20 protein-coding genes are annotated in these 25050 nt (G+C 31.9%); 6 read left to right on the plus strand and 14 right to left on the minus strand.

What is annotated here, in order from left to right; genetic code table 11:
* Positions 1-2038, minus strand: a 2038-nt coding sequence (locus tag B2217_RS01250) for an outer membrane beta-barrel protein (RefSeq protein ID WP_291122012.1), incomplete at its 3' end; no start/stop codon positions are given.
* Positions 2039-2153: 115 nt separating this feature from the next.
* On the opposite strand from B2217_RS01250, the gene B2217_RS01255 reads away from it, so the two are divergent.
* Together B2217_RS01255 and B2217_RS01260 are read left to right on the plus strand one after the other, a co-directional pair.
* A complete protein-coding gene (locus B2217_RS01255; protein ID WP_180905919.1) occupies positions 2154-2588 on the plus strand; it encodes a hypothetical protein in 435 nt (144 codons plus the stop codon).
* A gap of 15 nt (positions 2589-2603) precedes the next feature.
* Complete coding sequence (locus B2217_RS01260) at positions 2604-3074, plus strand: hypothetical protein (RefSeq protein WP_180905918.1); 471 nt, start codon at positions 2604-2606, stop codon at positions 3072-3074.
* A 52-nt stretch (positions 3075-3126) separates the two neighbouring features.
* On the opposite strand, the gene ftsY is transcribed toward B2217_RS01260, so the two are convergent.
* The 6 genes from ftsY to B2217_RS01290 form a co-directional block, all read right to left on the minus strand.
* Positions 3127-4089 carry a signal recognition particle-docking protein FtsY gene (gene ftsY / locus B2217_RS01265; RefSeq protein ID WP_038337066.1) on the minus strand — a complete coding sequence of 321 codons (963 nt, stop codon included), beginning with the start codon at positions 4087-4089 and terminating at the stop codon, positions 3127-3129.
* 124 nt (positions 4090-4213) lie between these two features.
* Complete coding sequence (locus tag B2217_RS01270) at positions 4214-4363, minus strand: DUF4295 domain-containing protein (RefSeq protein WP_084106961.1); 150 nt, start codon at positions 4361-4363, stop codon at positions 4214-4216.
* Positions 4364-4377: 14 nt separating this feature from the next.
* Positions 4378-4560: a 50S ribosomal protein L33 gene (rpmG, locus tag B2217_RS01275; RefSeq protein ID WP_038337065.1), complete on the minus strand. Its 183-nt coding sequence runs from the start codon at positions 4558-4560 to the stop codon at positions 4378-4380.
* 11 nt (positions 4561-4571) lie between these two features.
* A complete protein-coding gene (gene rpmB, locus B2217_RS01280) occupies positions 4572-4808 on the minus strand; it encodes a 50S ribosomal protein L28 (protein WP_038337064.1) in 237 nt (78 codons plus the stop codon).
* An 82-nt stretch (positions 4809-4890) separates the two neighbouring features.
* Entirely contained in the window at positions 4891-6546 is a 1656-nt protein-coding gene (gene lnt / locus B2217_RS01285) for an apolipoprotein N-acyltransferase (RefSeq protein ID WP_038337063.1), read from the minus strand.
* Positions 6547-6688: 142 nt separating this feature from the next.
* Positions 6689-8332, minus strand: a complete 1644-nt coding sequence (locus B2217_RS01290; protein ID WP_280045554.1) for a M1 family metallopeptidase — start codon at positions 8330-8332, stop codon at positions 6689-6691.
* A gap of 615 nt (positions 8333-8947) precedes the next feature.
* Here B2217_RS01290 and B2217_RS01295 point away from each other — a divergent pair.
* Both B2217_RS01295 and dnaK read left to right on the plus strand, forming a co-directional pair.
* Positions 8948-9274: a tRNA-binding protein gene (locus tag B2217_RS01295; RefSeq protein WP_280045563.1), complete on the plus strand. Its 327-nt coding sequence runs from the start codon at positions 8948-8950 to the stop codon at positions 9272-9274.
* A gap of 245 nt (positions 9275-9519) precedes the next feature.
* Positions 9520-11421 (plus strand): molecular chaperone DnaK, encoded by a 1902-nt coding sequence (dnaK, locus tag B2217_RS01300; protein ID WP_038337059.1) that lies wholly within the window; start codon positions 9520-9522, stop codon positions 11419-11421.
* Positions 11422-11476: 55 nt separating this feature from the next.
* Here the strand turns inward: dnaK and B2217_RS01305 are convergent, their stop codons facing one another.
* Positions 11477-12400: a T9SS type A sorting domain-containing protein gene (locus tag B2217_RS01305; RefSeq protein WP_180905916.1), complete on the minus strand. Its 924-nt coding sequence runs from the start codon at positions 12398-12400 to the stop codon at positions 11477-11479.
* A 162-nt stretch (positions 12401-12562) separates the two neighbouring features.
* Between B2217_RS01305 and B2217_RS01310 the strand changes: the two genes are divergently transcribed.
* Positions 12563-12994 (plus strand): hypothetical protein, encoded by a 432-nt coding sequence (locus B2217_RS01310; RefSeq protein WP_180905915.1) that lies wholly within the window; start codon positions 12563-12565, stop codon positions 12992-12994.
* A 58-nt stretch (positions 12995-13052) separates the two neighbouring features.
* On the opposite strand, the gene B2217_RS01315 is transcribed toward B2217_RS01310, so the two are convergent.
* Positions 13053-15317 (minus strand): NADP-dependent malic enzyme, encoded by a 2265-nt coding sequence (locus B2217_RS01315; protein WP_180905914.1) that lies wholly within the window; start codon positions 15315-15317, stop codon positions 13053-13055.
* A gap of 248 nt (positions 15318-15565) precedes the next feature.
* On the opposite strand from B2217_RS01315, the gene B2217_RS01320 reads away from it, so the two are divergent.
* Positions 15566-16168: a hypothetical protein gene (locus B2217_RS01320; RefSeq protein ID WP_291122013.1), complete on the plus strand. Its 603-nt coding sequence runs from the start codon at positions 15566-15568 to the stop codon at positions 16166-16168.
* A 97-nt stretch (positions 16169-16265) separates the two neighbouring features.
* Here B2217_RS01320 and B2217_RS01325 read toward each other — a convergent pair whose 3' ends face one another.
* The 5 genes from B2217_RS01325 to B2217_RS01345 form a co-directional block, all read right to left on the minus strand.
* Complete coding sequence (locus B2217_RS01325) at positions 16266-19610, minus strand: T9SS type B sorting domain-containing protein (RefSeq protein WP_280045552.1); 3345 nt, start codon at positions 19608-19610, stop codon at positions 16266-16268.
* A 73-nt stretch (positions 19611-19683) separates the two neighbouring features.
* On the minus strand, positions 19684-20979 hold the full coding sequence (locus B2217_RS01330) for a glycosyltransferase (protein WP_280045551.1): 1296 nt from the start codon (positions 20977-20979) through the stop codon (positions 19684-19686).
* 7 nt (positions 20980-20986) lie between these two features.
* Positions 20987-23632, minus strand: coding sequence for a YfhO family protein (locus B2217_RS01335; protein WP_280045549.1), 2646 nt, complete (start codon positions 23630-23632; stop codon positions 20987-20989).
* Entirely contained in the window at positions 23622-23879 is a 258-nt protein-coding gene (locus tag B2217_RS01340; protein WP_114999023.1) for a hypothetical protein, read from the minus strand. Before B2217_RS01340 ends, B2217_RS01335 begins: the two co-directional genes overlap by 11 nt.
* A gap of 1 nt (position 23880) precedes the next feature.
* Complete coding sequence (locus B2217_RS01345; protein WP_244958007.1) at positions 23881-24951, minus strand: DUF6263 family protein; 1071 nt, start codon at positions 24949-24951, stop codon at positions 23881-23883.
* Positions 24952-25050: the final 99 nt, after the last annotated feature.

The raw sequence follows: 25050 nt of genomic DNA on the forward strand, positions 1-25050 counted from the left end.
TTTTCTTACCTGTAGCAAAATCAAAACTCAAACCAACGACAAACATCGATTTGTTGTCCCAAATTTTTCCTACACGGGAATAATCCACATATTGTTTATCCATCGTTTTTTGCTTGTAAGTCGATGGCATTCCAATCCAATACATTCCAGTAGAAAAAGTCCAATTATTGTACTTATAACTCGCAAAAGCATGGTTCATGTTTTCTTGTGTGTACAACAAAGCTCCGCCCAACGTGTAATACGGAATATTAAATTGATAATCTACACGAAAGTTTTTGTAAACAGATGATAATGCAAAATAATTTCCGATATAATCATTCTTCAAAATTCTACCATCTTTCGTTTTGAAACGTTCTGTGGCTGGCGCTACATTCACTTTTACAGTTAAAATATCTGTTCCAAAAGGTTTAATAGAACCTGTAATTTGAACACCGTAACGTTGCGAATTTTGAGCATTTTCGTACGTTAATTTATATCCTTCTACATTTCCATTAATGATATTTTGCAAATACAATTGATTAATCGGATCTTTTGTATAATGATAAAATGCATTTGTATTTAAATCAAAATATTTTGAATTGAAGGAATAAATTAAATTATTTCCAAACGATTTCTGAATAGTTAAATACGGATTTCCTTCTTGTGTAATATTTTCCACAACCTGAATCACGTTTTTACTCAATGCCGAATTCCAAGGACTTGTTGGTTTATACGAACTCGAAAAACGTAAATTTTGATTCTTCGCTAATTCGTAACCCAATACTAATTTTGGCGTAAACGTCCACGTATCTGTGTTTGTATCTTCATTCTTATTATGAACATTCGTTAATCCAACACCCAAACGATACGACAATTTTTTCGCTTTTCCAGAATATTCAGAATAGATATATTGTTCTAAATAATTTACTTTATTATTCGAAGGACCATTTAAGTTTTCTAATTTATTATCAATCGAATTATTTGAAATTCGATAACCAGAATTTAATTTTCCTTTCTCGAAACTATGCGTATGCGCTATTTCTCCTACAATTCCTTTTTGATCAGCTTCTAAATTTGTCAAATAATTATATTGTTCTGCACCAGAAATTGTTTCCCATTCGCGCGTTTCGTCAATCGATTTAGTTGTATACATCGATCCAACTACATTTAAACTTAACTCATCTTTCTTTCCTAATTTTCTCGAATAATAAAGATCTAATGTTGGTTTTGAATAATTAGAATTAGAATGTTTGTAAGTTGAATGATTCTCTAATAAACTATTTTGATAGAACAAACTTGTGCCATTCGCATAAGCAAAACTCGAACTGATATTCATATCCAACTTTGCTTGAAAAGCATATTTATCCGAATCCGAATTGGTATATCGCAATGCAATTGTTTGATCCGTATATCCAAAATATTCGTTGCGTTGATTTTCTGTTCTATAATGAATATTATTTAAGTTATAATCATAAATATTCATCGAAGTACGATCCTTATAATCTCTTAGATAGATGTTATACTCTAATCCAAAGTTATTTTTTCCTTTCGTAAAATTTGCATAAGCAGAACCATTTATAAAACCTGTTGTAAACGCCGAAGTGAGATCCGCTCCGTACACATAACCATTTTCTGGGTTTCGTGTAATCAAATTCACCACCTGATCTGCACGATTTGCATAACGCGCTGGCGGAATATCAAAATACTCAACACGAACTACATCTTGTGGTTTCACGGCACGAATTTGATTATCTGTTGCCTCAATTCCATTAATCAACAACAAAGTCGTTCCACCTTTTGTACTCTGTATTGTATTCGAAATTGGATCAACTTGTAGTTCTGGTAACGTATTCAACAAATCTTTTGCGTAGCGCGCTTTTTCTAAGGCTTCTTTATCAAACGTATAAACTGCTTTGTCCGCAAACATTTTTTTGCGTTGCGATTGAACTAAAACTTCTTTTATTTCAATTGGATTATAGTCCGTTGAATCCTGCTTTTCATCTTGTCCAAAAGCAAAAATTCCTGACAATGTAACAGCAAGTACAAAAAATTTCTTCATGGTTAATTCTACTATTAAGAGTTAGTGTATATTTATATGACGCATGAAGAACAAATAAGTTACATAAGAATTGCAATTATTTTTGATAACTTTACGCTAAACAAGATTTTTGAGTTTGAAAAAATTATTTCTTTTTATCGCACTTTTTACAAGTTTCAATTTATTATATGCGCAAGAACAAGCCGAACGTTCGTTGACAGAATATCGTGTCGAAAGTTTCCAAACGTCTTTAGTTGCGAAAAAAATGCTATACGATTGGTTAGGAAAATGGGACAATGTTTTGTACAACGAGAACAATCAACCGTTGTTAGTTTGGTCGAATAAAAATATCATTAATGAATCAAATGAAACTTTTACTTTGATTGCATCGAGCGTAGAAAATGATGAAGAAATGTACGGAACTGTTCAAGTTTTGACGAGTAAGAAACAAGATGCTTTAGCGAAAGATTCTCCTTTCAGAGAATATTTAAACGAGTTTTTAAAAACTATTTCGAAGAAAGAAAACAAAAGCAAAAAGTTTTATAAAGAATATATTAAGGTGGTTTATTAAGCTAAATTATTAGTTATGAATTATAAATTATTGACTATTTTACTTATCTGTTCCATTAGTACTTTTGGTCAAGATCAAATAAACTATATAGAAATAGAGAATACTTCATCTCATTTGTGGAGCAACACGACAATTTACATAGAATCTCCAAATGCAAATTTTCAGTCATCAAAAAATAATAAAAAAGATAAAGTATTAGTAGAAATAAAAATGAATCTTAAAGAAGATCATGATTACAAAAAAGTCATGTATATCAATCTGAATGATTTTGAAGAAATATCTACTAAATTATTAAACTTAAACCCAAAAGATTTATTTCCTCATATACAATGTTTAGATGGAAATCATACTATATTAAGTTTTAGTAATGATAGTAATTCCGTTAAATATAATATCAGTTGTACAAATAAGGAAACAAAATTTCATCAAGTTTTAGAGTTCATACTTGATAAAATTAATCTCAAAGAAAAAGATTTTTATAGATAAAAAATCCTTCAAGAAAACTTGAAGGATTTATATTTTATAGAAATTGAATTTCTTAATTATTTCGTTTAAAAAAAGAATCGACAAACTCCATTTTATTGAAAGCTTGTAAATCATTGATTCCTTCACCAACACCAATGTATTTAACTGGAATCTTAAATTGATCTGAAATTCCAATTACCACTCCTCCTTTTGCTGTTCCATCTAATTTTGTAACCGCTAAAGAAGAAACTTCTGTTGCTTGTGTAAATTGTTTTGCTTGCTCAAAAGCATTTTGACCTGTAGAACCATCTAACACTAATAAAACTTCGTGAGGCGCATCTGGAATTACCTTTTGCATTACACGTTTTATTTTTGTCAACTCGTTCATCAAGTTAATTTTGTTATGCAAACGTCCTGCTGTATCAATCAAAACAACATCTGCATTTTGTGCAACTGCCGACTGAATGGTATCAAATGCAACCGAAGCAGGGTCAGAACCCATTGCTTGTTTTACAATTGGTACACCTGCACGCTCCGACCAAATTACTAATTGATCTACAGCCGCCGCACGAAACGTATCTGCCGCTCCAAGAACTACTTTAAGTCCTTGTGATTTGAACTGAGAAGCCAATTTACCAATCGTCGTTGTTTTACCAACTCCATTTACTCCAACCACCATAATAACATATGGTACATCTTTCTTTGGAATCGAAAAACCGTTTGTATCTTCTATATTGTTTTCGGAAAGTAAGCCTGCAATTTCTTCGCGAAGAATTAAATCTAACTCAGAAGTCGAAACATATTTATCACGTTCTACACGTTCTTCTATTCGACGAATAATTTTGATCGTTGTTTCAACACCGACATCAGAAGAAATCAATACTTCTTCTAAATCATCTAAAACCTCATCGTCTACTTTAGATTTACCTACTACAGCACGACTGATTTTATCAAATAGAGAAGTTTTAGATTTTTCTAACCCTTCATCTAATTTTTCTTTGCTTTCTTTACCTAATATCTTTTTGAACCAACTCATTAATAAGCTAAATTTCTTAAAATTTTGTACGAAGATACATAAAATATAAGGAAATAAAAAAGCCGCCCTGAAAACGAGGCAGCTCAATTAACCTTAAATATTTTTTGTTAAGGAGATGATTTGATTATTTCGTGAAGAAAGAATCTGCTTCATCAGCGTTAACTACTTTTTCAACAAATACGTAAGCTCCAGATTTTGGAGATTTTACCATTTTGATAACTTTGGTCATTTTTTTAGACCCAGTTTGTAGGGTTGCTACCGTTTTCTTTGCCATCGTCTAAAATTTTATTATTTAATCTCCTTGTGAATTGTATACTTTTTCAATACTGCGTTGTATTTTTTCAACTCAATACGATCTGGAGTATTTTTTTTGTTTTTAGTTGTGATATAACGAGACATTCCTGGCATACCACTTTCTTTATGCTCTGTACATTCTAAAATAACCTGTACTCTGTTTCCTTTTTTTGCCATGGTGTCTTAAATTATTTGATTAAACCTTCTTTACGTGCACGTTTAACAGCCTCATCAACTCCTAATTTGTTGATTGTTTTTAAACCGTGTGCAGAAACTCTTAATGTAATCCACTCACCAGTTTCTGGCATAAAAAATCTCTTTTTGAACAAATTCACTTCAAAAGTGCGTTTTGTTTTATTATTAGCATGAGAAACATTGTTTCCCACTAATCTCTTCTTACCTGTAATTTGACAAATTTTTGACATCTTATTTTGTATTGTCCTATTTTAAACGGAGTGCAAAGTAACAAATTATATATTACTTATACAACTCTTTAGGTTATTAATTTTATATTTTTTTCTTATTTTGTTTATATAACAACTTCTGCGCAAGAGTATAAGCCAAGATAATTCCCATTACCAACAGCGCTATCCTCGCGATTACATCGCCATATTTTGTATAAAACGTTAATTCACTATTCATTAAAATTGTACCATTTAAGGCACCCTGCTCTCCATATGGTAAAGACTTCATTATATCTCCTCGCTGATTAACGAAAGCCGAAATACCTGAATTTGCAGATCTAACGATAGCGCGTCTATTTTCAATAGCTCTCAAATTACCATATAATAGTAATTGACGATGACCATCGGTAGAGCCCCACCAAGAATCGTTGGTCATTGTGAATATAACATTTGCGCCTTCTCTCACATATTCTGTCGTATAGTCTCCGTAAATAGATTCGTAACATATAACCGGAGCAACAGTAGCGTTGTTTGTTTTATTCTTGAAAACAGAACGATGAGGTTGAATCCCCAACGTTTTTGTTGTGCCGCCAAAGTTAAGCATAAATTCTCCAATAATTGGCATTAAAATGTTTCGATATGGAAAAATTTCTACTCCAGGTACTAATTTACTCTTATGATAAACTTCTATTGAATCGTTTCCACTTATCTGCAAAGCCGAATTATAAGCGTCGTACCACGTAATTCCATCTCTCATAACAGATGCCGTTTCCGATGCTAAAGATTGCATTGGATAAATTCGCATAATTGATGCTCCTGTTACAAAATGTAAATCTTTTTTAGTTTTTGTCCATTGCTGAATGTCTTGTATAATTAAATCATCATACATATTATCAAAAATCAAGGCAGATGATCCAGGTACGGCAGTTTCTGGTGCAACAACAAATTGAGTTTTTGGTTGAATATTTTTCAGTGCCAATTGTTTCAATTCGTCATAAATCTGCAAACCATCTTTCATATACTTTTCATTGTATGGATCAAGATCTGGCTGAAGAACTAACACATCAAGCGCTTTTCCTTTTTCTTCATAATTCGCATAAATAATATAAGAAATACCAATTGGAACAGCGATTAATAATCCCGCATAAATACCTAATTTGTTTAGATATCTCATTTCTTTCTTATTAATATAAGCCGTCAAATAATAGAATACCGTAATATTAACTAACCAAATCCAAAGTGCACCTCCAAAAGTTCCTGTATACTCATACCATTGCACCCATTCGTAATATTTTGCAAAACCATTTCCTAGGTTAAACCAAGGCCAAGTTAGTTCCCAATTCAAGGTTAGTTTGTCAAAACTCATCCAAATCGCAGGAAGAAAAACCAATCCATACAGATTACCAGCTTTTGTTTTGACAAAATGATACAACTGAAAAACAATTGACATAAACAAGGAATTTGCTACAACAGGAATTAAATAAGCGCTCCACGAATTGTGCAAATCTCCATTCGCGTCTGTTTCTTGTGCATAATGCAACCACCAAATTACAATCGCATTCCAAATAAAGAAAGCTAAAAACGAAAGTCCGAAAATTTTACGTCCTTTTTTCTTGAATTCAGCGCGTTGCGTAATTTGATGTTCTGCTAACATCAAGGGTACAAATCCTATAAATAATAACAATGGAAAGCCGTGCGATGGCCAACCTGCTGTTAATAATAATCCTGATAAGATTGCGTATGCAATATATTTTTTCATGTCACAAATTTATAATTTCATCATTCAATAACCGATGATATTTGTTTGGAATATTTTATAAATCATTTTGGATGAGAACCTGAAACAAGTTCAGGTAGACTTTCTTTGTCATATTGAACTCATTTCAATATCTCATTCAGTTTTAATATATAATATGCGTGTCAATATAATAATTTGGATTAATTGTTACATCAATCGCTCTTGTAATCGTTGAGTTATTAATCGTTTGCCAATTAGTCGTTGGATTGATTGTTACTTCAGAATCTTTCAATCGCAAAGGCATTGCAAATCCATCCACAACATTTGTATAACGATATTCAACTTTATTTCCACTTTGTTTAAGTTCTAAAGTCGGTACTTTAATTGTTCTTAAATATTGATTGAAAAAAGTATTCAAATTTAATCCAGAAAACTTCGCAATATAATTTTCAATTTGCTCTGTAGTTACAGTTTGATGATAAAATTCTTTATTTAATCCACGTAACATTTGTCTAAATTTTTCATCATTATTCATCCAAGTTCTCAACGTGTGAATCATATTTGCACCTTTATAGTACATATCACCACTACCTTCTTGGTTTACGCCATACACGCCGATAATTGGAATATCATTTTGGATTGCCTTTCTCGTTCCACGCACATATTCGCTTGCCGCATCTTTTCCATGATAAGTTTCTGTGAACAACGTTTCCGAATAAGCCGTAAACGCTTCGTGAATCCACATATCTGCCACATCTTTTTCGGTAATATTATTCCCAAACCATTCGTGACCAGCTTCGTGAACGATGATAAAATCCCATTTCAATCCCCAACCAGAACCTGATAAATCTCGACCCAAATAACCATTTGCAAATTTATTTCCGTACGCAATACCAGATTGATGTTCCATTCCCAAATGCGGCGCCTCTACAATCTTGAAAGAATCTTCGTAGAAAGGATAAGGTCCAAACCAATGTTCGAAACTTTTCAACATTAATTTTGCTTGTTCAAATTGCGATTTTGCTTTATCTATATTATAATCTAACACATAATAATCTAAATCCAATTTACCTTTTTCACCTTCAAAAGTATCTTTAAAATTGACATAATGTCCGATATATGGAATAATGTTATAATTATTGATCGGATTGACAACTTTCCATTTAGAAATTGTTTTACCATTTTTCTCTTTCTTAGAAACTAATCGTCCATTACCAACTCCAACCAAATCTTTTGGAGCTATAATTTCCAATTCCATTCCATTATCTGGTTCATCACCTAAATAATCTTTGTTCGGAAACCAAGCACTTGCACCCAGACCTTGTACCGCAACAGACATCCAATCGCGACCTTTTTCATCTTTTGCAAAAATCCAACCGCCGTCCCAAGGTGCTCTCACTGCAACACGAGGATTTCCATTATATTCTAATTCTAATTGATTTGAAGTATTCTTGATATTTTTTCCGACATTAATAAAATAAACATTCCCATCACGTTTGAAATCAGAAATTTTCTTTCCATTCAATTTTACAGCCGAAACCATCATCGGATCTTGTAAATCTATCTGCAATAAATCTGATTGTTGAGGAGCAGTTTTATCAAAGGTAATTGTCGTTTTTCCTTTTATCGATTTTGACTGATAATCTGGCTCTACACTTACTTTATATTTTTTGACATCCCACCAATTTCGGAATTCATTATTCGTTCCGCGAAGCGAATCTTGTCGCGTAAACTCTTGTTTATTATTAAGTACTTGTGCATTTGTTGTTATCGAGATCAAGCCAAGTAATAGTACTAATTTCTTCATAGTCATTTTTAAAACATATCAAAAATAAGATTATATATTTGATAAATAAGCCAAAAAGCTATGATTACAGAAAAATTTAAAGAAAGAATAAATTATTTAAAAAATAATCACTTAATCGTTGAAGCATTGTACGAAATTTTAGATGAATTAAAATTAAAACATAGTGCTTTTACAGGTTTTACGTTTCGAGAAGAAGTCGATCCAAAAGGTTTTTTATTGACTGCAGAAGGCGAAGAAAAAACTGGAATTACTATTCGGGTTCCACGTAACATTCTGGATTTTGATTTGGTATTACTTTCTAACGTTTTGATGCACGAAATGGTACATGTTTTTCAACGTTCGGGCGAAAATCAAATCGAATTGCGAGAAGAACGCGAATGGCAAGCATATACAGAAATGATTTTTCATAGACGATTTCCAAATGTTCCACCATTGACCGATTTTTATATCAAGCAGTTTGGCGAAAAAGCTTTGACGTATTACAACCGAATGCCTGATGACTTGAAAACGAAATATGCAGATGAAAAAACGGATTTAGAAAAAATTCTACAAACAATTTACGACAAAGAAAATAAACCAAAAGAAGAACCAAAACCTGAAAATAATACTGAAACAATTTCTTGGCAAGATTTCGAAAAAGTTGATATGAGAATTGGAACAATTATCAGTGCAAATGATTTTCCGAAAGCAAGAAATCCTGCTTATCAATTAGAAATTGATTTTGGTCCGTTAGGAATCAAGAAAAGTTCGGCGCAAATTACGTCGCTTTATAGCAAAGAAGAATTGATTGGAAAACAAATAATGGCTGTAGTTAACTTCCCGAAAAAACAAATTGCCACTTTTATGAGCGAATGTCTCGTAATGGGTGTTTATGGAAATAATAACGATGTTATTCTTTTGAATCCCGAACGAAAAGTAGAAAACGGAAGTAAGATTGGGTAAGACTGAGATTAAGATAAAGTTTAAATATAATTTAACGCTGACATTTTATCAATCAATAAACTGACTTTTTTATCGATAAATAATCAAATCATTCATCATAATCTGACAACATGACATTTTAAAAATTGAGATGTCACCATTTTCTACGTTGGCACAAAGATTGACTATTCTGTTGTAGCATCATTTTTGATGATGTGTAAAAGTTTAAAATAAATCATTAATAATATAAAAAATAACTAAACAATATGAGCAAAATAATCGGAATCGACTTAGGTACAACGAACTCTTGTGTTTCTGTAATGGAAGGTAGCGAGCCAGTTGTAATTCCAAATGCAGAAGGTAAAAGAACTACTCCATCTATCGTAGCATTCGTAGAAGGAGGAGAAATTAAAGTTGGTGATTCAGCAAAACGTCAAGCTGTAACAAACCCAAAGAAAACGATTTATTCTATTAAACGTTTCATGGGAACTAAATTTAATAATGATGCAGATGAAATCGGTCGTGTTCCTTATTCAGTTGTAAAAGGAAACAATGATACGCCAGCAGTTGATATTGATGGACGTAACTATACTCCACAAGAAATCTCAGCAATGATTTTACAAAAAATGAAAAAAACTGCTGAAGATTATTTAGGACAAGAAGTATCAAGAGCGGTAATTACTGTACCAGCTTATTTTAACGATGCGCAACGTCAAGCAACTAAAGAAGCTGGTGAAATTGCAGGTCTTAAAGTAGAACGTATTATCAACGAGCCTACTGCTGCTGCATTAGCTTACGGATTAGACAAAGCAAATTCAGATAAAAAAATCGTTGTTTACGATTTAGGTGGTGGTACTTTTGACGTATCTATCCTAGAATTAGGTGACGGTGTATTCGAAGTATTATCTACAAACGGTGATACTCACTTAGGAGGTGATGATTTTGATGATGCAATCATCAATTGGTTAGCTTCTGAATTCCAAGCGAAAGAAGGTGTAGATTTGAAAAAAGACGCAATGGCTTTACAACGTTTACGTGAAGCTGCTGAAAAAGCTAAAATCGAATTATCTTCTTCTGCTCAAACAGAAATTAATTTACCATACGTTACAGCTAACGAAACAGGACCAAAACACTTAGTAGAAACTTTAACTCGTTCTAAATTTGATCAGTTAACAGAAGATTTAGTACGTCGTTCTATGGAGCCTTGTAAAAAAGCGTTATCTGATGCAGGTTTATCAATCAACGATATCGACGAAGTTATCTTAGTTGGTGGATCTACACGTATGCCAAAAATCCAAGAAGAAGTAGAAAAATTCTTCGGTAAAAAACCATCTAAAGGAGTTAATCCAGACGAGGTTGTTGCAATTGGTGCAGCTATCCAAGGAGGTGTATTAACAGGTGATGTAAAAGACGTATTATTATTAGACGTTACACCATTATCTTTAGGTATCGAAACTTTAGGAGGAGTATTCACAAAATTAATCGAAGCGAATACAACAATTCCAACTAAAAAATCTGAGGTTTTCTCAACTGCAGTTGACAATCAACCAGCAGTAACATTAAGAATTGGTCAAGGAGAGCGTCCATTATTCAACGATAACAAAGAAATCGGACGTTTTGACTTAGTAGATATTCCACCAGCACAAAGAGGTGTTCCTCAAATCGAAGTAACATTTGATATTGATGCGAATGGTATCTTGAGTGTATCTGCAAAAGATAAAGGAACTGGAAAAGAGCAATCAATCAAAATTGAAGCTTCATCTGGATTATCTGATGCTGATATCGAAAGAATGAAAAAAGAAGCACAAGAAAATGCTGCAAAAGACGAAGAAGCAAAACAAAAAATTGAAAAAGTAAATGCTGCTGACGCGTTAATTTTCCAAACGGAAAAACAATTGACTGAGTACGGAGATAAAATTCCTGCTGACAAAAAACAACCAATTGAAGAAGCTTTAGCTGAGGTTAAATCTGCTCACGCTGCTCAAGACGTTGCTGCAATTGATGCTTCTATGGAAAAATTAAACACAGCTTGGAATGCTGCTTCACAAGAAATTTATGCTGCAATGAACGAAGGTCAACAAGGTGGTGCGCAAGCTCAACCAGGTGCTGATCAAGGTCAAGCAAATAATGATGGTGTTGAAGACGTAGACTTCGAAGAAGTTAAATAATAGAATTTCATTTATCAAATAAGGAAAGCCTCGCATTGCGAGGCTTTTTTTGTGTTTATTTTTTAATAATTTTTCTTGTCATTGTTTTTCCATCTTTCATATAGATTTTCACAAAATATATTCCCGATTTTAAAGATGATGTATTCATTTCTTTTAAAGATTTATCAGTTTTCAAAACAATTTGACCAACAGTATTAGAAACCTCAACTGCTGAAATCTGATCATAAAAATTCGTATCGAATGTTAAAACATCTTGCACAGGATTTGGATAAACTTTGAATTCTTTCTGATTAACTTGATTCACTGCTAAATCATCTGTACTGAATTTAAAATTATCATAATAAGCATCTCCGCCATAATTATTATGAAGCATTGTAAAACCATGAACATCTAATTTCGTAAAATTATCACCTGTGTAAACTAATTTATCATTTAGATAATACTTAATCTGATTCTCTGTAACTTCAATTTTAAAATTATTCCATTTATTAATTAGCCAACCTTCTGCTGCATCAGCATAATCGAAACCATAATCAATATTTTTTGTAATATACAAATATCCCCTATTCTCCATTCCAAGACCAGCAACTGGATAAAACTCATCTGTAGCCGAATTAACTGTAAATAACGTAAATTCAAAATCGGCTCCATTTCGTTTTGTTACAAAAGCATCAAATGAAATTGTAAAATTTTTATAATCAACCGGTTTATCAAACATTTTGGTAACGCCCATTACTGGAAACCATTGATCACCAAAATCAATCTGATCTCCATTCTTGAAAGAATAAACTCCTTCACTTGCTTGTTCATCAGAAACAAGTTGATTATTTAAAATTTTTCCGTTTCCCTCCGCAACATCCCAACCATTTTGAGTATGGATATTTCCTAATATAAATCCTTCTTTGGCTTCAAAAGATGTGTTCTTCTGCGCAAATGATAATGTACTTGCAGTAAGTAATAAAATGTAAATCTTCTTCATATTAATTCAATTAAGTTTACAATATATTAAAATAATTCTTAATTGAGTTTTAATCCTCATTACAATAAATACATTTTACAGATGTTATAATTATTCGTAAATATTATTTATCATTACGCAACCTATTTTATTTTTATTCATCTTTTTAAAAATTAATCTACTATGAAAAAATTACTTTTTTTAACTTTCGTCTTTTCATTTATACTATTTTCTTGTAACGATGATAGCGATTGTTTTACACCTCCAGAGCCTATTGTAATGGAATTTGTAAATTCAAAAGGAGAAAATTTAATACAAAATGGAACATTAACAAAAGAACATTTTCATTTCTTACAAATTGCGGGCGATACTAAAATCGGAACTTCTTTTGAAATTAATCATGAAAGTAGAGTTATTTTAAATAAACCTGGATGGATAGTAGGTTCTACAACCTATGAAGCTTTAGTATTAACAAAAGAAATTAAATTCTTTAATTTTACTGTTAATGCTTCTAAATTATCCGGAAAATGTGGAGGAAATAAAATAGATAATGTTTCATTTGAAGATATTGAAGCTCATTCTCAAAACGGAATTTATCAAATAGTCGTTGAATAAAATAAAAAAATCCACTTAAATAATTTAAGTGGATTTTTTGTATTCTAAACGTTATATTTTACTGATGTTGTTGTGCATCAATTACAGCAATAGTAACCATATTCACAATTTCGCGAACAGTACTATCCAATTGTAACAAATGGATTGGTTTTTTCATTCCGATCAAAATTGGTCCAACCGCTTCTATATTTCCTAATTCTTGTAATAATTTGTACGAAATATTCGCTGATTCAAGATTTGGAAAAACTAACGTATTCGCATGCGTTCCTGCTAATTTAGAAAACGGAAAATTACTTTGTAATTTCTCTTTATTCACTGCGAAATTTGCCTGAATATCACCATCAACAATAATTTCTGGATGATTTTTATGTAAATAATTTACCGCATTCTGAACTTTAGAAACCGTTTCTCCTTTATTTGATCCGAAGTTTGAATAAGACAACAACGCAATCTTTGGTTCAATTTTAAACTTCTTTATCGTTTCGTTAAATTGCAATGTAATGTTGACCAAATCCTCTGAAGTCGGATCTAAATTAACCGTTGTATCACCTAAGAAAACTGGTCCTTTTTCTGTCAACATCATATACATACTCGCAACTTTTTGACCTTGTTCCGCTCCGATTAATTCTAAAGCTGGACGAATCGCTTGCGAATAATTTTTCGTCATTCCCGAAATCATTGCATCTGCATAACCAAACTCAACCATACATGATCCAAAATAATTACGATCTCTCAATAACTTTTTCGCATCAGACTTCGAGATTCCTTTTCGTTGACGTTTCGAATAAATAAAATCAACGAATTGATTGTATCTATCCGAATCTTCTTCGGCGTTTGTATCAACAATTTCAACATCTTCCAAATCCAACATATAATCTTTAATCATTTGTTGAATTTTATTTTTCTTTCCTAAAATAATTGGAATAGCGATTTTTTCTTCCTTTACAATTTGCGCTGCACGAAGAATTTCGAAACGATCTCCTTCAGCAAAAACAACACGTTTTGGATTTGATTTCGCCGTTTGTGTCAAATTACGCATAATCGTACTTTCTTTTCCGATTCGCTTAATCAAAGACAATTTATATGCTTCGAAATCTGTAATCACATTTTTTGCAACTCCTGTTTCGATTGCTGCTTTTGCTACTGCAGCCGAAACCTCTGGTAACAAACGTGGATCGTTAGGTTTTGGAATAATATAATCTTTCCCGAATTTGATTGAATGATTATTGTAAGCTTGCGTTACCACTTCTGGAACTGGTTCTTTCGCCAATTCTGCAATTGCACGAACAGCAGCAATTTTCATTTCTTCATTAATTGTCGTCGAACGAACATCTAACGCTCCTCTAAAAATATACGGAAACCCAAGTACATTGTTCACCTGATTTGGATAATCAGAACGCCCAGTTCCCATAATAATATCTTGACGCATCGCAACTGCTAAATCGTATGCTATCTCTGGATTTGGATTTGCCATTGCCAACACAATTGGATTTTCTGCCATTGTATTCAACATATCTGCTGACAAAACATCTGCCGCTGATAAACCGATAAAAACATCCGCATCTTTCACAGCATCTGTCAATGTCGAAATATCACGATCTGTTGCCCATTCTGCTTTAGAAGGATCAAGATTATCTCTGTCCGAACGAATAACACCTTTACTATCCAACATCACGATATTCTCTTTCGTTGCTCCTACAGAAATATACATTCCTGTACACGAAATTGCCGCAGCACCAGCTCCGTTCACTACAATTTTGACTTTAGAAATATCTTTTCCTTGTAATTCACATGCATTAATCAACGCAGCACCAGAAATAATAGCTGTTCCGTGTTGATCGTCGTGCATAACTGGAATATTCATTTCAGCTTTCAAACGTTTCTCAATTTCGAAACATTCAGGCGCTTTGATATCCTCTAAATTGATTCCACCAAAAGTCGGCTCTAAAGCTTTTACCGTATTGATAAATTCATCAACATTTTTTGTATCCAATTCGATATCGAAAACATCAATATCAGCAAAAATTTTGAATAGAAGACCTTTACCTTCCATCACAGGTTTCGAAGCTACTGCACCTATATCTCCCAAACCTAAAACGGCTGTACCGTTACTAATTACAGCAACCAAATTTCCTTTTGCTGTATACTTATAAGCATTTTCTGGATCTTTTTCAATCTCTAAACAAGGCTCCGCAACACCTGGCGAATAAGCAAGCGATAAATCACGTTGCGTATTCGTAGGTTTTGTAGGCACTACTGCAATCTTTCCTGGTTGACCCATCGAATGGTAATTCAATGCATCTTTCTTACGATTGTCATTCATTTCTCTGTGGTTTATATTTTTTCAAAATAAATTTAGGCAAAATATATTCAACCCACTTATGACAGATGTTAGATTTTTAAAATTTTAGAAAAATTTTTATCAACTTATACTATTTAGCGAATTTATATTGTGATATTTTTATTTTTTATAAGAATTATGTATATTGTATATAAGTATTAAACGATATTTTTACAAAATTTTCATAAATGGATGAAATCAAATTTATTCCTTTAATAGAACCTCCTATTTTGAAAGACAATCAAAATGGAAAAATTCTGCAAGAAAGTTCATTCAACAATTCTATCGAATGGGATAGTTATCAAAAAAATCAAATTGATAAAATTTATACTAACTTTCCTGAACACATTCAGTCTGGAATTTACCAATACAATCTTTTGGAAATATCATTAGCAAATATGGAGAAAATTATAAATCTACATCTTGCTGATACTAAAATAGTAGATTCCATTTCACTTTTTGGTGGATATGCAATTTCAATTAATAATAAAATTGAATTATTCCCGCAATGTTGTGGATTATTAGAAGAAATTCAGCTTTGGAAAAATATTTTAAACGAAAATTTTTCTAACTTTTATCTAACAGAATGCCATCCAAGTCCTTTAATAACAAAATCTAAAAGTGATATTGTTATAATTTGTGATGATGAAAATGAATCTTTTATACCAATCAATACAAGTAAAGAAATAAGAATAGATTATAATCAAACAAAAAAAGCATTTTTAGTCTTACTAAATGATTTAAAAGCTTATTCTAATAAGCTAAACAACTTGTCTCATAAATTTGAAATAGATAATTTATCTGATATTATGATTTGGGGTGAAAAGAGCTAAAAGTGATGTTATTGGAAACATAACTTAAATTATTAATTTATAAATAATAAATCCCACTTTTTCAGAATGTAGAAAGTGGGATTTTACTTCAAATAATCTATTTATTTTTAACGGTTATATAACCTGTAATAATTTCTTTATCATTCAATTTTATTCTGTACCAATAACTATCAGAAGGAACTGTAAAACCATTCTTTTTACCATCCCAAATATATTCGTCATTCACAACCTCATCTTTTATAATTGCTCCATATCGATTAAAGATTTGAACAATTGCATTTTTATAACCTAAAAATTGTGCTCTCCAACTATCATTATAACCATCATTATTAGGCGAAATAAAATTAGGAATTAAGTTTACTAAAAAATCTTTTGTTACTGGAGTACAATTATCTGCCGAAATTACATAAACAGTATAATTTCCATTTTTTAAAGATTCAAAAACATTCGAACTTTGCCAATCTACACCATTTAACGAGTATTTATATGGTGGTGCTCCTCCTTCTACAATGATTTCTGCACGTCCATTGACTGTTTTTATCATCATGATATTTGGTAATTGAAAATGAGAAACATTAACATTGTGAACATATGGACATCCTTCTTTTGAAAGAAGTTCTACCCAATAATCTCCCAATCCAACCTCAATTGTCTGTGTTGTTTCACCTGTACTCCATTTATAATCTAAATAATTATTTCCTGCATCTAAAATAGCTTTGGTATTAGGACATATTTTCACATCTTTTAGCATTGCCGAGTATTCTGGAACAGATACAAAAGTATTAATAACAGCAATAGAAAAACATAAACCTTCCTTTTCAAATCTCACATAAAAAGTTTTATTTCTATTTACAACTTGATTAGGGTTAATTGGATTTATGTTATTCTCAGCGTCATCGAAGGTTTCAAAAAACTTATAATCGTAATTATAATCATTAACAAAATTTACTAAAACATAATCATTCAAATTGAATGTATAAACTCCATCAAAATCGTTATCACAAACATCTACATCTAAAACTTCTTGATTAAGTTTTACTTTTTCACCGAATTTAAATTCTAATGTAATAATTTCTGGTTGACAACCTTTCAATGTTTCAATCCTTACGTACACTTTTGTATCAGCTGTAAATATATTTTGAGATGAAATTGTATTCGTATTCCCGTCTAAAGCATCTTGATCATTTAAATAATATTTTACTGTAAATAATTCTCGGTTAGAAAAAATTTGTCGGATAGTTTCATCAAGATTAATATTCATTTTGCTTCCACAATATGTAGTTTGATATTTAGTTAAATCAATCTGTGGAAAAGGAAAAAACTCTAATTGTATTTCTGCAATTTCTTTACATCCTGTTTTATTTTTAACAGCTACATAAACTTTCTTATTTGTAGATTCATAATGCTCAAAATCTATTATTTCATTCACTTCATTTTCTGCATCTTCTTTTGTAGGATAATAATTTTTTGTAACATCTGGATGAGAAGTGACATTCGCATCAGATAAATCAAAAATACCTTTACCGTTTACATTACATGCAAATACCGTAGCATCATTAACAAAAAGTTCATTAATCAAAATTTTAACGGTTACAATCTCACTATCCTCAAATTTATCAGATCCGTAAATTATATATTTAAATTCATCATAACCTTTTTGCCCTTTATTTGGCGTATAAGTAATAATACCTTTTACAGTGTTAATTGCAACTACTCCTTTTGAAGGATTTTCTACTATCTTGGTTTCATTGAAATTAATCGTTTGGGCAGATTTTGTAAATTTTGGAGTAATATGAATTGGGGCAACTCCACATGTTTCAAATTCTAATTCTGATTCATCTGGACAAGTTCTTAATTTATACTCATCTTTTAATGGCGGACAAGTACCTATTGTAACTTCTACCGAATAATTTCCTAATCTTGTTGGTTTAAAAGTTACCTCGGTTGCTCCTGGAATAGCAATCCCATCTTCAAACCATTGATATGTTTCGTATATATCTGGAGTGACTGTGAGCGTTACATCAGGAAAACATCCTTCTGCTACAATTTTTGGTTTTGTTGGTAATCCTGCAAAAAAACCCCCATATCCAGCAGCATCACTTCCAGCTGTAATTCCTCCTGTAATTGCTTTATCTGATTTGATCGTAATATTTCCTTTAACATCAGGTATTCCATATGTCACCCAATCTGTAGTACCTGTCAAATTAAAAGGACCATAATTTGAATTGGGAACTGAACCATTTACAGTAACTACAGCTCCTTTTTCAGTAATCAAATTAAGTTTTGTGGGTATTTTAGTTATTCCTCCTTGATTATTATTCGTGTAAAGAATTGGATTTTCATCGATCAAACCTATTTCATCAATTGATTTTGGTAGAAAACAATTAAGTGCTGGAATAAAATTCATTCCGCCTGTTGCTTCTGTTGATGCATTTTCTGATCCAGCTAATAATTGATAAACATAGGCTTTCTCAGTTGTTTGAATAAATAAATTATAATGATCTTTCCCTTGATTAATATATTTGTAATCTTTAACTACAAAATACTCACCTTCATTTATAGTAACTAATGGAACTGATTCATTATTGACATAAATCTCTGTATTATCTTTAGTCGCGACCACTATTGCTCCTTCCATATTTTGTCCAACAGCTCCATTTCCTTTTACTAATACGAAATCTTTTCCCAATTGTTGAACTGGAACATTTTGATCCATTAATATATCTGATGCATTTGGATAATAACCAGCATATTGTCCATTAAAATTACCATTTGTTACAGATATAGGTTTGTCTGATTCAATTTTAGCACCAATAAAACCTTCATAATTCACTTGATAATTTCCGCCACCTTCAATAATATAGGATTCACCTTTATTCAAAGTAATATTGAACTCGCTCCTTTTTACTCCATCACTAAAAATAATATTAGGATTGAAATTTGAAATTTTCACAACAGTGTTATCCTCTGTAGCTAAAACACTTGTCATAAAGTTCAAAATATCATTGTACGTTGTTATAGGAGCCATAACTGTATAAAACAAATCTCCTATTCCAGCTCTACCTTTAGAAGTAATAATTTCTGCATGATTGGCAACAGAAAATCTAAGATTCGCAAAATAAGCGTAATCTGCTTCTAAATACAATCCCATCTTAACGGGTTTATATAAATCAGCCACATCTGAAGTAATTATCAAGTTTCGTGGGATTACAAAATAACCAGGATTTCCTTTACTTATTGTTACATTACCTACAACCAAATTATTGTTATAGATTTTAACCTCAAAAGGCGTTGTTCTATTCGTAGATAAATATATTCTTTGACTTGGATATGGATTTCCAGTTCTATCAACCATTGGAGCAAACCAATGTTTTGTATCAAGTTGTGCAAAAGATTGGATTATGTTAAAAAATAAAAATATAATAAGTAAATATCTCTTCATTGATTATCATTTAATAATTATATAATCCTTAAACAGAAATATTTACTATATATTGTTAGAACATAACATTTTATTATGATAATCCTCTTACCACTTCAACCAATTTCTTCGTTAAATTTTTACGGTTGAATAGTTGAACTTCGGCTTCGTTGGTTTCAAATTTTTGATTTGGATTTTTTAACCATTGATTGTAAATCGAAAGAATATACATTTTAATTTCATTCACTTGTTGATGAGAAAAATAATCGCCCGCTTTTGTTTTTTGAAGTATTTTTTCAACATCAGCATCTGCTGGACCAACCGCTAAAATAGGATTTCCAGTTGCCATATATTCAAATAATTTCCCTGGAATAATTCCTTTCGAAGCAACATTATCAAAATTTGTTAACAACAGAATATTTGCAGAATTAATAGCATTTAACGACTCTTGATGCGAAACATATCCGTGAACAATTAGGTTATTTTGTAATCCTTGTTCAAGAATTGTTTGTTTGACATCATCCGCCAAAGAACCATAAAAATTAAGTTTAAAATCTTCTCGAAACGATTGATTTTCGTTGCTAATTTCAGCTAAAGCTTTCCACAAAGCGATTGGATTTCGAAGCATTTCTAAACCTCCAGAATACGTCAAATGAAAGTGATTTTTATCTTTCTCTATTTGTTGTTTCACTTCTTCAAAACCATTTGTAATTACTTCTACATGTTTTGCACCAATCTTCTTGAAATTTTCTCCATCAGCGTAACTAGTTGCTAAAATAACATCTGCTTTTTGCATCACTTCACGCTCCAAATCTTCGTGTTTTTTAGCTGCCCAAGAAGTTAATTTCAATTCTTTGTGATAGCTAATTTGCGTCCAAGGATCACGAAAATCTGCCAACCATTTAAGATTTGGCATTTGTTTTTTCAACTTCAACCCAATTAAATGTAAACTATGAGGCGGACCAGAAGTTACAATCGTATCAATATTTTCTTTCTGTAAAAAGTCTTTCAAATATTCCGTAGAAGGATTTACCCAAAACTTGCGCGCATCTGGAATAAAGAAATTTCCTCGCACAAAAACAGACAATCTCGACATGAAAGATTGATTTTCTTTCTTCTCGAAATGTCCTCCTTTGTAAGCTTTATTTTTTGGATTCAGTTTTTCTGCCAACTGATAAGGTTCCCAAATTTTATTCTTGACGATTTTAACTTTTGGATTAATATCCTTAGTTAAGGTTTCGTCGAGAATTGGATAAGAAGGGTTTTCTGGAATATAAACATAGGTTTCATATCCAAATTCAGGAAGATATTTTGTGAATTTCAACCATCTTTGAACACCAGGACCTCCCGCAGGAGGCCAGTAATAGGTGATGATTAATATTTTTTTCATTCTAAAATTAAGCCTTTTCAGTGGCTAAGTTTAAATTCTCTTTTGTAGAACATTTTTTATATCCCAAATAAATACCTCCAGCCACAACGATTAAAAGTAAAATATTCGAAACAATCACAATCATATTTCCAGTAGAAATAACTTGTGATTTAAATTCCATCACGATTGTGTGATTTCCTTTTTGTACAGGAACTGCACGCAAAACATAATTCGCTTTTTCGATCGGAACTTCTTTTCCATCAACCGTTGCAGTCCATCCGTGTGGATAATAAACTTCTGAGAAAACAGCAATTTGATCTGTGTTAGAAGAAGATTTGTACGTCATTTTCATCGGTGAATAATCAACCAATTCAATCTTTGCATTAGCATCTGCCGAAACATTCAAGTTTTTATTCTCAACCAAATCTTTACGTAAAATAACCGTATGATCAACTGGTGTAGAATTTATCGCTAAAATTTCATCATTTGCATTTTCTGTCCATTTAATATTTGAAGCTAACCACGCACTTCCCAAAGCTGTAGGATTTTGCTGTACTTGTGGCTCAGTTGGACTTCCATGAATAATGTATTTCGTATTCATCATATTCAATACATTAATCAAACCTGTTTCATCTTTGATTCCGTATTTTTTCAATTGCGGATCTTGCGAAAAATAGATATCCACAACATCTTGGTATTTTCCTAATTTCGCTGCATGATAACCACCAATCGAAGGAACAAAATAAGAAGTTCCAGCTTCGTTAAACGTACTCAAAACTGTGTTATATACACGGAAATGCGATTTATCTTGTTTTGAAATATTTAATAATAAATTATTCAACGGAACTTTGTAAGCAATTTGCGCTACATTATTGTTGTTTTCTGCTTCGGTTTGCAAACGCGGTGACATTTCTGTTGGGAAAGGATTGTCAACAATGTATTTAGACACAAAATTATCTTCGTTCAAATATCTTTTATTCACTGTAAATCCATCAATAAAAGCCAACGCACCAATCGCTAAAATAACGATAATTGGTTTCTTGATAAACTTGAATAAATATGCCAGCAAAAAAGCCATTGTGAATAAAACAAAAATCAATGTGCGAACTGTATCTGCTTTAAACATTGCAATTCTATCTTGAATTAATGCTTCATCTAATCGTTTAATTAATCCATCCCAAAGTCCGATTGCATTTGGATTTGCTTGCTGAATTTGTCCAATCAATTGTTCGGTCATTAATTTTTCATTCTCTGATGTAAATGGAAAAATCATTCCTCCAAATAAGAAAAATATAATTAAAATTCCGACTGTAGAACCACCAGCTATATAAAGTACTTTCTTTTTGAATTCATCTGATTCATCAGAATTAAAGAAATAATATAAAGTCAAAATTGCTAAGAAAGGCATTGTAAATTCAGCAATCACCAAGATTGATGAAACAGCGCGAAACTTATCATACATTGGGAAATAGTCGATGAATAAGTTGGTAACGAATGGTAAATTTTTACCCCAAGCCAAAATAAAACTTAAAATCGTTGCTCCAACTAACCATTTTTTATAGGTCGCGTATTTTCCACGCACCATAAACATTCCGATAATAAACAAGAAAATAACTACAGCTCCCTGATAAGCTGGCCCCGAAGTTCCTGGTTGATCTCCCCAATACGCACTTCTCGGTTGACTTGCCACAGCTTGAAAAACTTGCTGATTGAACTCGTCTTCACCAAGACTATATTGTGTATTTTGTAATTCGGATGTATAATTTTTTAAATCTTCTGGATTCGTTTGCGAACCACCTCCCATCAAATTTGGAATAAAAAGATTTAGTGTTTCTAATTTCCCATAACTCCATTGTGTGATATAATCGTGATCTAATCCATTCGAATTCTTTTTCAACAACGTCATTTCAGACTTTCCACGTGTCGTTTCTTTACTGTATTCGTAAGTTGACAATAATCGATTTGCATTCAATCCTGCTGCAATAATTACAGCGACAATTACTAATGCAGATGATTTTAAGAAATCTGGTAATTCTTTTTTCTTTAAACTATCGATGAATTGAACGATTACAAAAACCAACATCGCTAAAAACAAATAGAACGTCATTTGAATGTGATTGGCTTGTAATTGCAATCCCATAAACAAGGTTGTGAGTACAAAACCTGCAATGTATTTTTTGCGATACAATAGAAGAATTCCGGCAACCAAAGGCGCGAAATACCCAATTGTATGTAGCTTTCCGTTATGTCCGGCTGCAATTAATTCGAAATAATACGAACCAAATGCAAAGAAAATTGCACCGACTAAAGCGTATTGCCACTTTTTGAAAAGCGTTAAGCCAAGTATAAAAAATCCTGTAAATAACAAGAAAATGTAATCTGCGGGACGCGGTAAAAATCTGAATGCGCCATCAATGGTTTTGATGATATCAAAACTATATTTCGCACCAGTTTGATAGGTTGGCATTCCACCAAACATCGCATCAGACCAATAGACATTTTCGCCTGTTTTGTCTTGATACGTTAACATTTCTTGCGCACTACCTTTGTAGTTGATAATATCAGGCTGAATAACAGATTTTCCCGATAAAACTGGTGAACAATACACCAATGCAATCACTACAAAAAGCAGCAATGAGATAAGAACGTAGAGTAAATTCTTTTTATTTTTCATCCTTTTTTTCTTCGATTATTTCGTAATCCACCGTTTCGGCGTCTATATTATATTTCGGTTTGTCGAAAGATGTGTTTGGTTTCGATTCGTTATACGAATCATTTGAGTTTTGGCTTTCATTATAAGCGTTTCTTTGCTGATTAATTGCTTCTTGAAAAACTTTTTTTACAGCAAATACTTTTCTTAAAAATCTAAAAATAGTTAAGAAAATAATACTTAAAACTAGAACCCAAAGAATTGTTTTCATTTTAGTTAACTGTTGTGACAGTTGTAACCGACTCAGTCATCGTTTGTTTTTGACCTTGCGCTTCCACTGTACGTTTTAATGTTTCCTTTTTCGTTAAATTAACTTTGTTGATCCAACCAGATTTAGTATCCAACAAAATTTTTCCATCTACATTCGCACTACTATTCGCAGACATTGTAACACCTTGTTGCGACTCATTACCTTTCAAACTTTGCGTTCCATTTACAGTAATTGTCGTATTTACAGGCTCAACACTTGCTAAAGTTCTCTTCATTGAAATATTTCCTTTCATTGGACCTTGGTCAATTTTTTGACTATCGCTCCAAGATTCTTTAAGCGCTAAAGTTTTGTTAGGGAAAATATTCATTGTTTCTTCAAATTGAGAAGAAATTGCTTGTTTGTTTAATGAATTATCAATAATCTGCGTAAAGAATTTGAACTCTTCTGCAGAAACTTGTTTCTTCACAGAATTAAGAATTGAAGTTTTGATTCCTTCTAATCCATCAACGCTTACAACTTTTCCTTTCTGATCAACTTTCATTGTATACGTTTTCCCTGTCATCGCTTTGTAAATCGACCAAGAAACCGCAATATCTTTGTTCGCAGGTTTCGCAGCATTTGTATCATACGAAATTGATTTTCCAGATGGATCTGTCATTTTCTCGCTATATTGTTTAGATTTCACTTCTAATGTATACACACCATCTTTGAAATCTTTTACCGTATAATCAATTTGTTTTTTACTTTCGCTTGACATTTTCTGAGATTCTTTCCCATCCGAAGCCGTGTGAGTTGTTTTAATTCCCAACGTCATTGGATAAGTCTTTCCTATCTCTAAATTGTATTTGTATGCATATTTGTCATCTGCACCTTTTGTTATTGCTACAACTTCTGGCTCAGCAGGCTTTTCAGCGACTTTCAAAGAATCTGTTGTTTCCGTTTTGGCAACTGTATCACCTTTTTCGTTCACAATTAATTCTTTTCCGTCTTTATCTTTTCCTACGACTTTATCATCTTTTTTACATGAAACAACTGCCATTGCGACAGCCATCATGAATAGTAATTTTTTCATATCAATTTTATGTTTGATAATTGGTTTATTGCCAAAATCAATCCAAAAATAAGGATTTTAGTTGATTTTTTAACATTAAGATTTTAAAACAATCATATC

Origin of the sequence: Empedobacter sp. UBA7620, from assembly GCF_002484185.1 — a bacterium.
Taxonomy (GTDB): domain Bacteria; phylum Bacteroidota; class Bacteroidia; order Flavobacteriales; family Weeksellaceae; genus Empedobacter; species Empedobacter falsenii_C.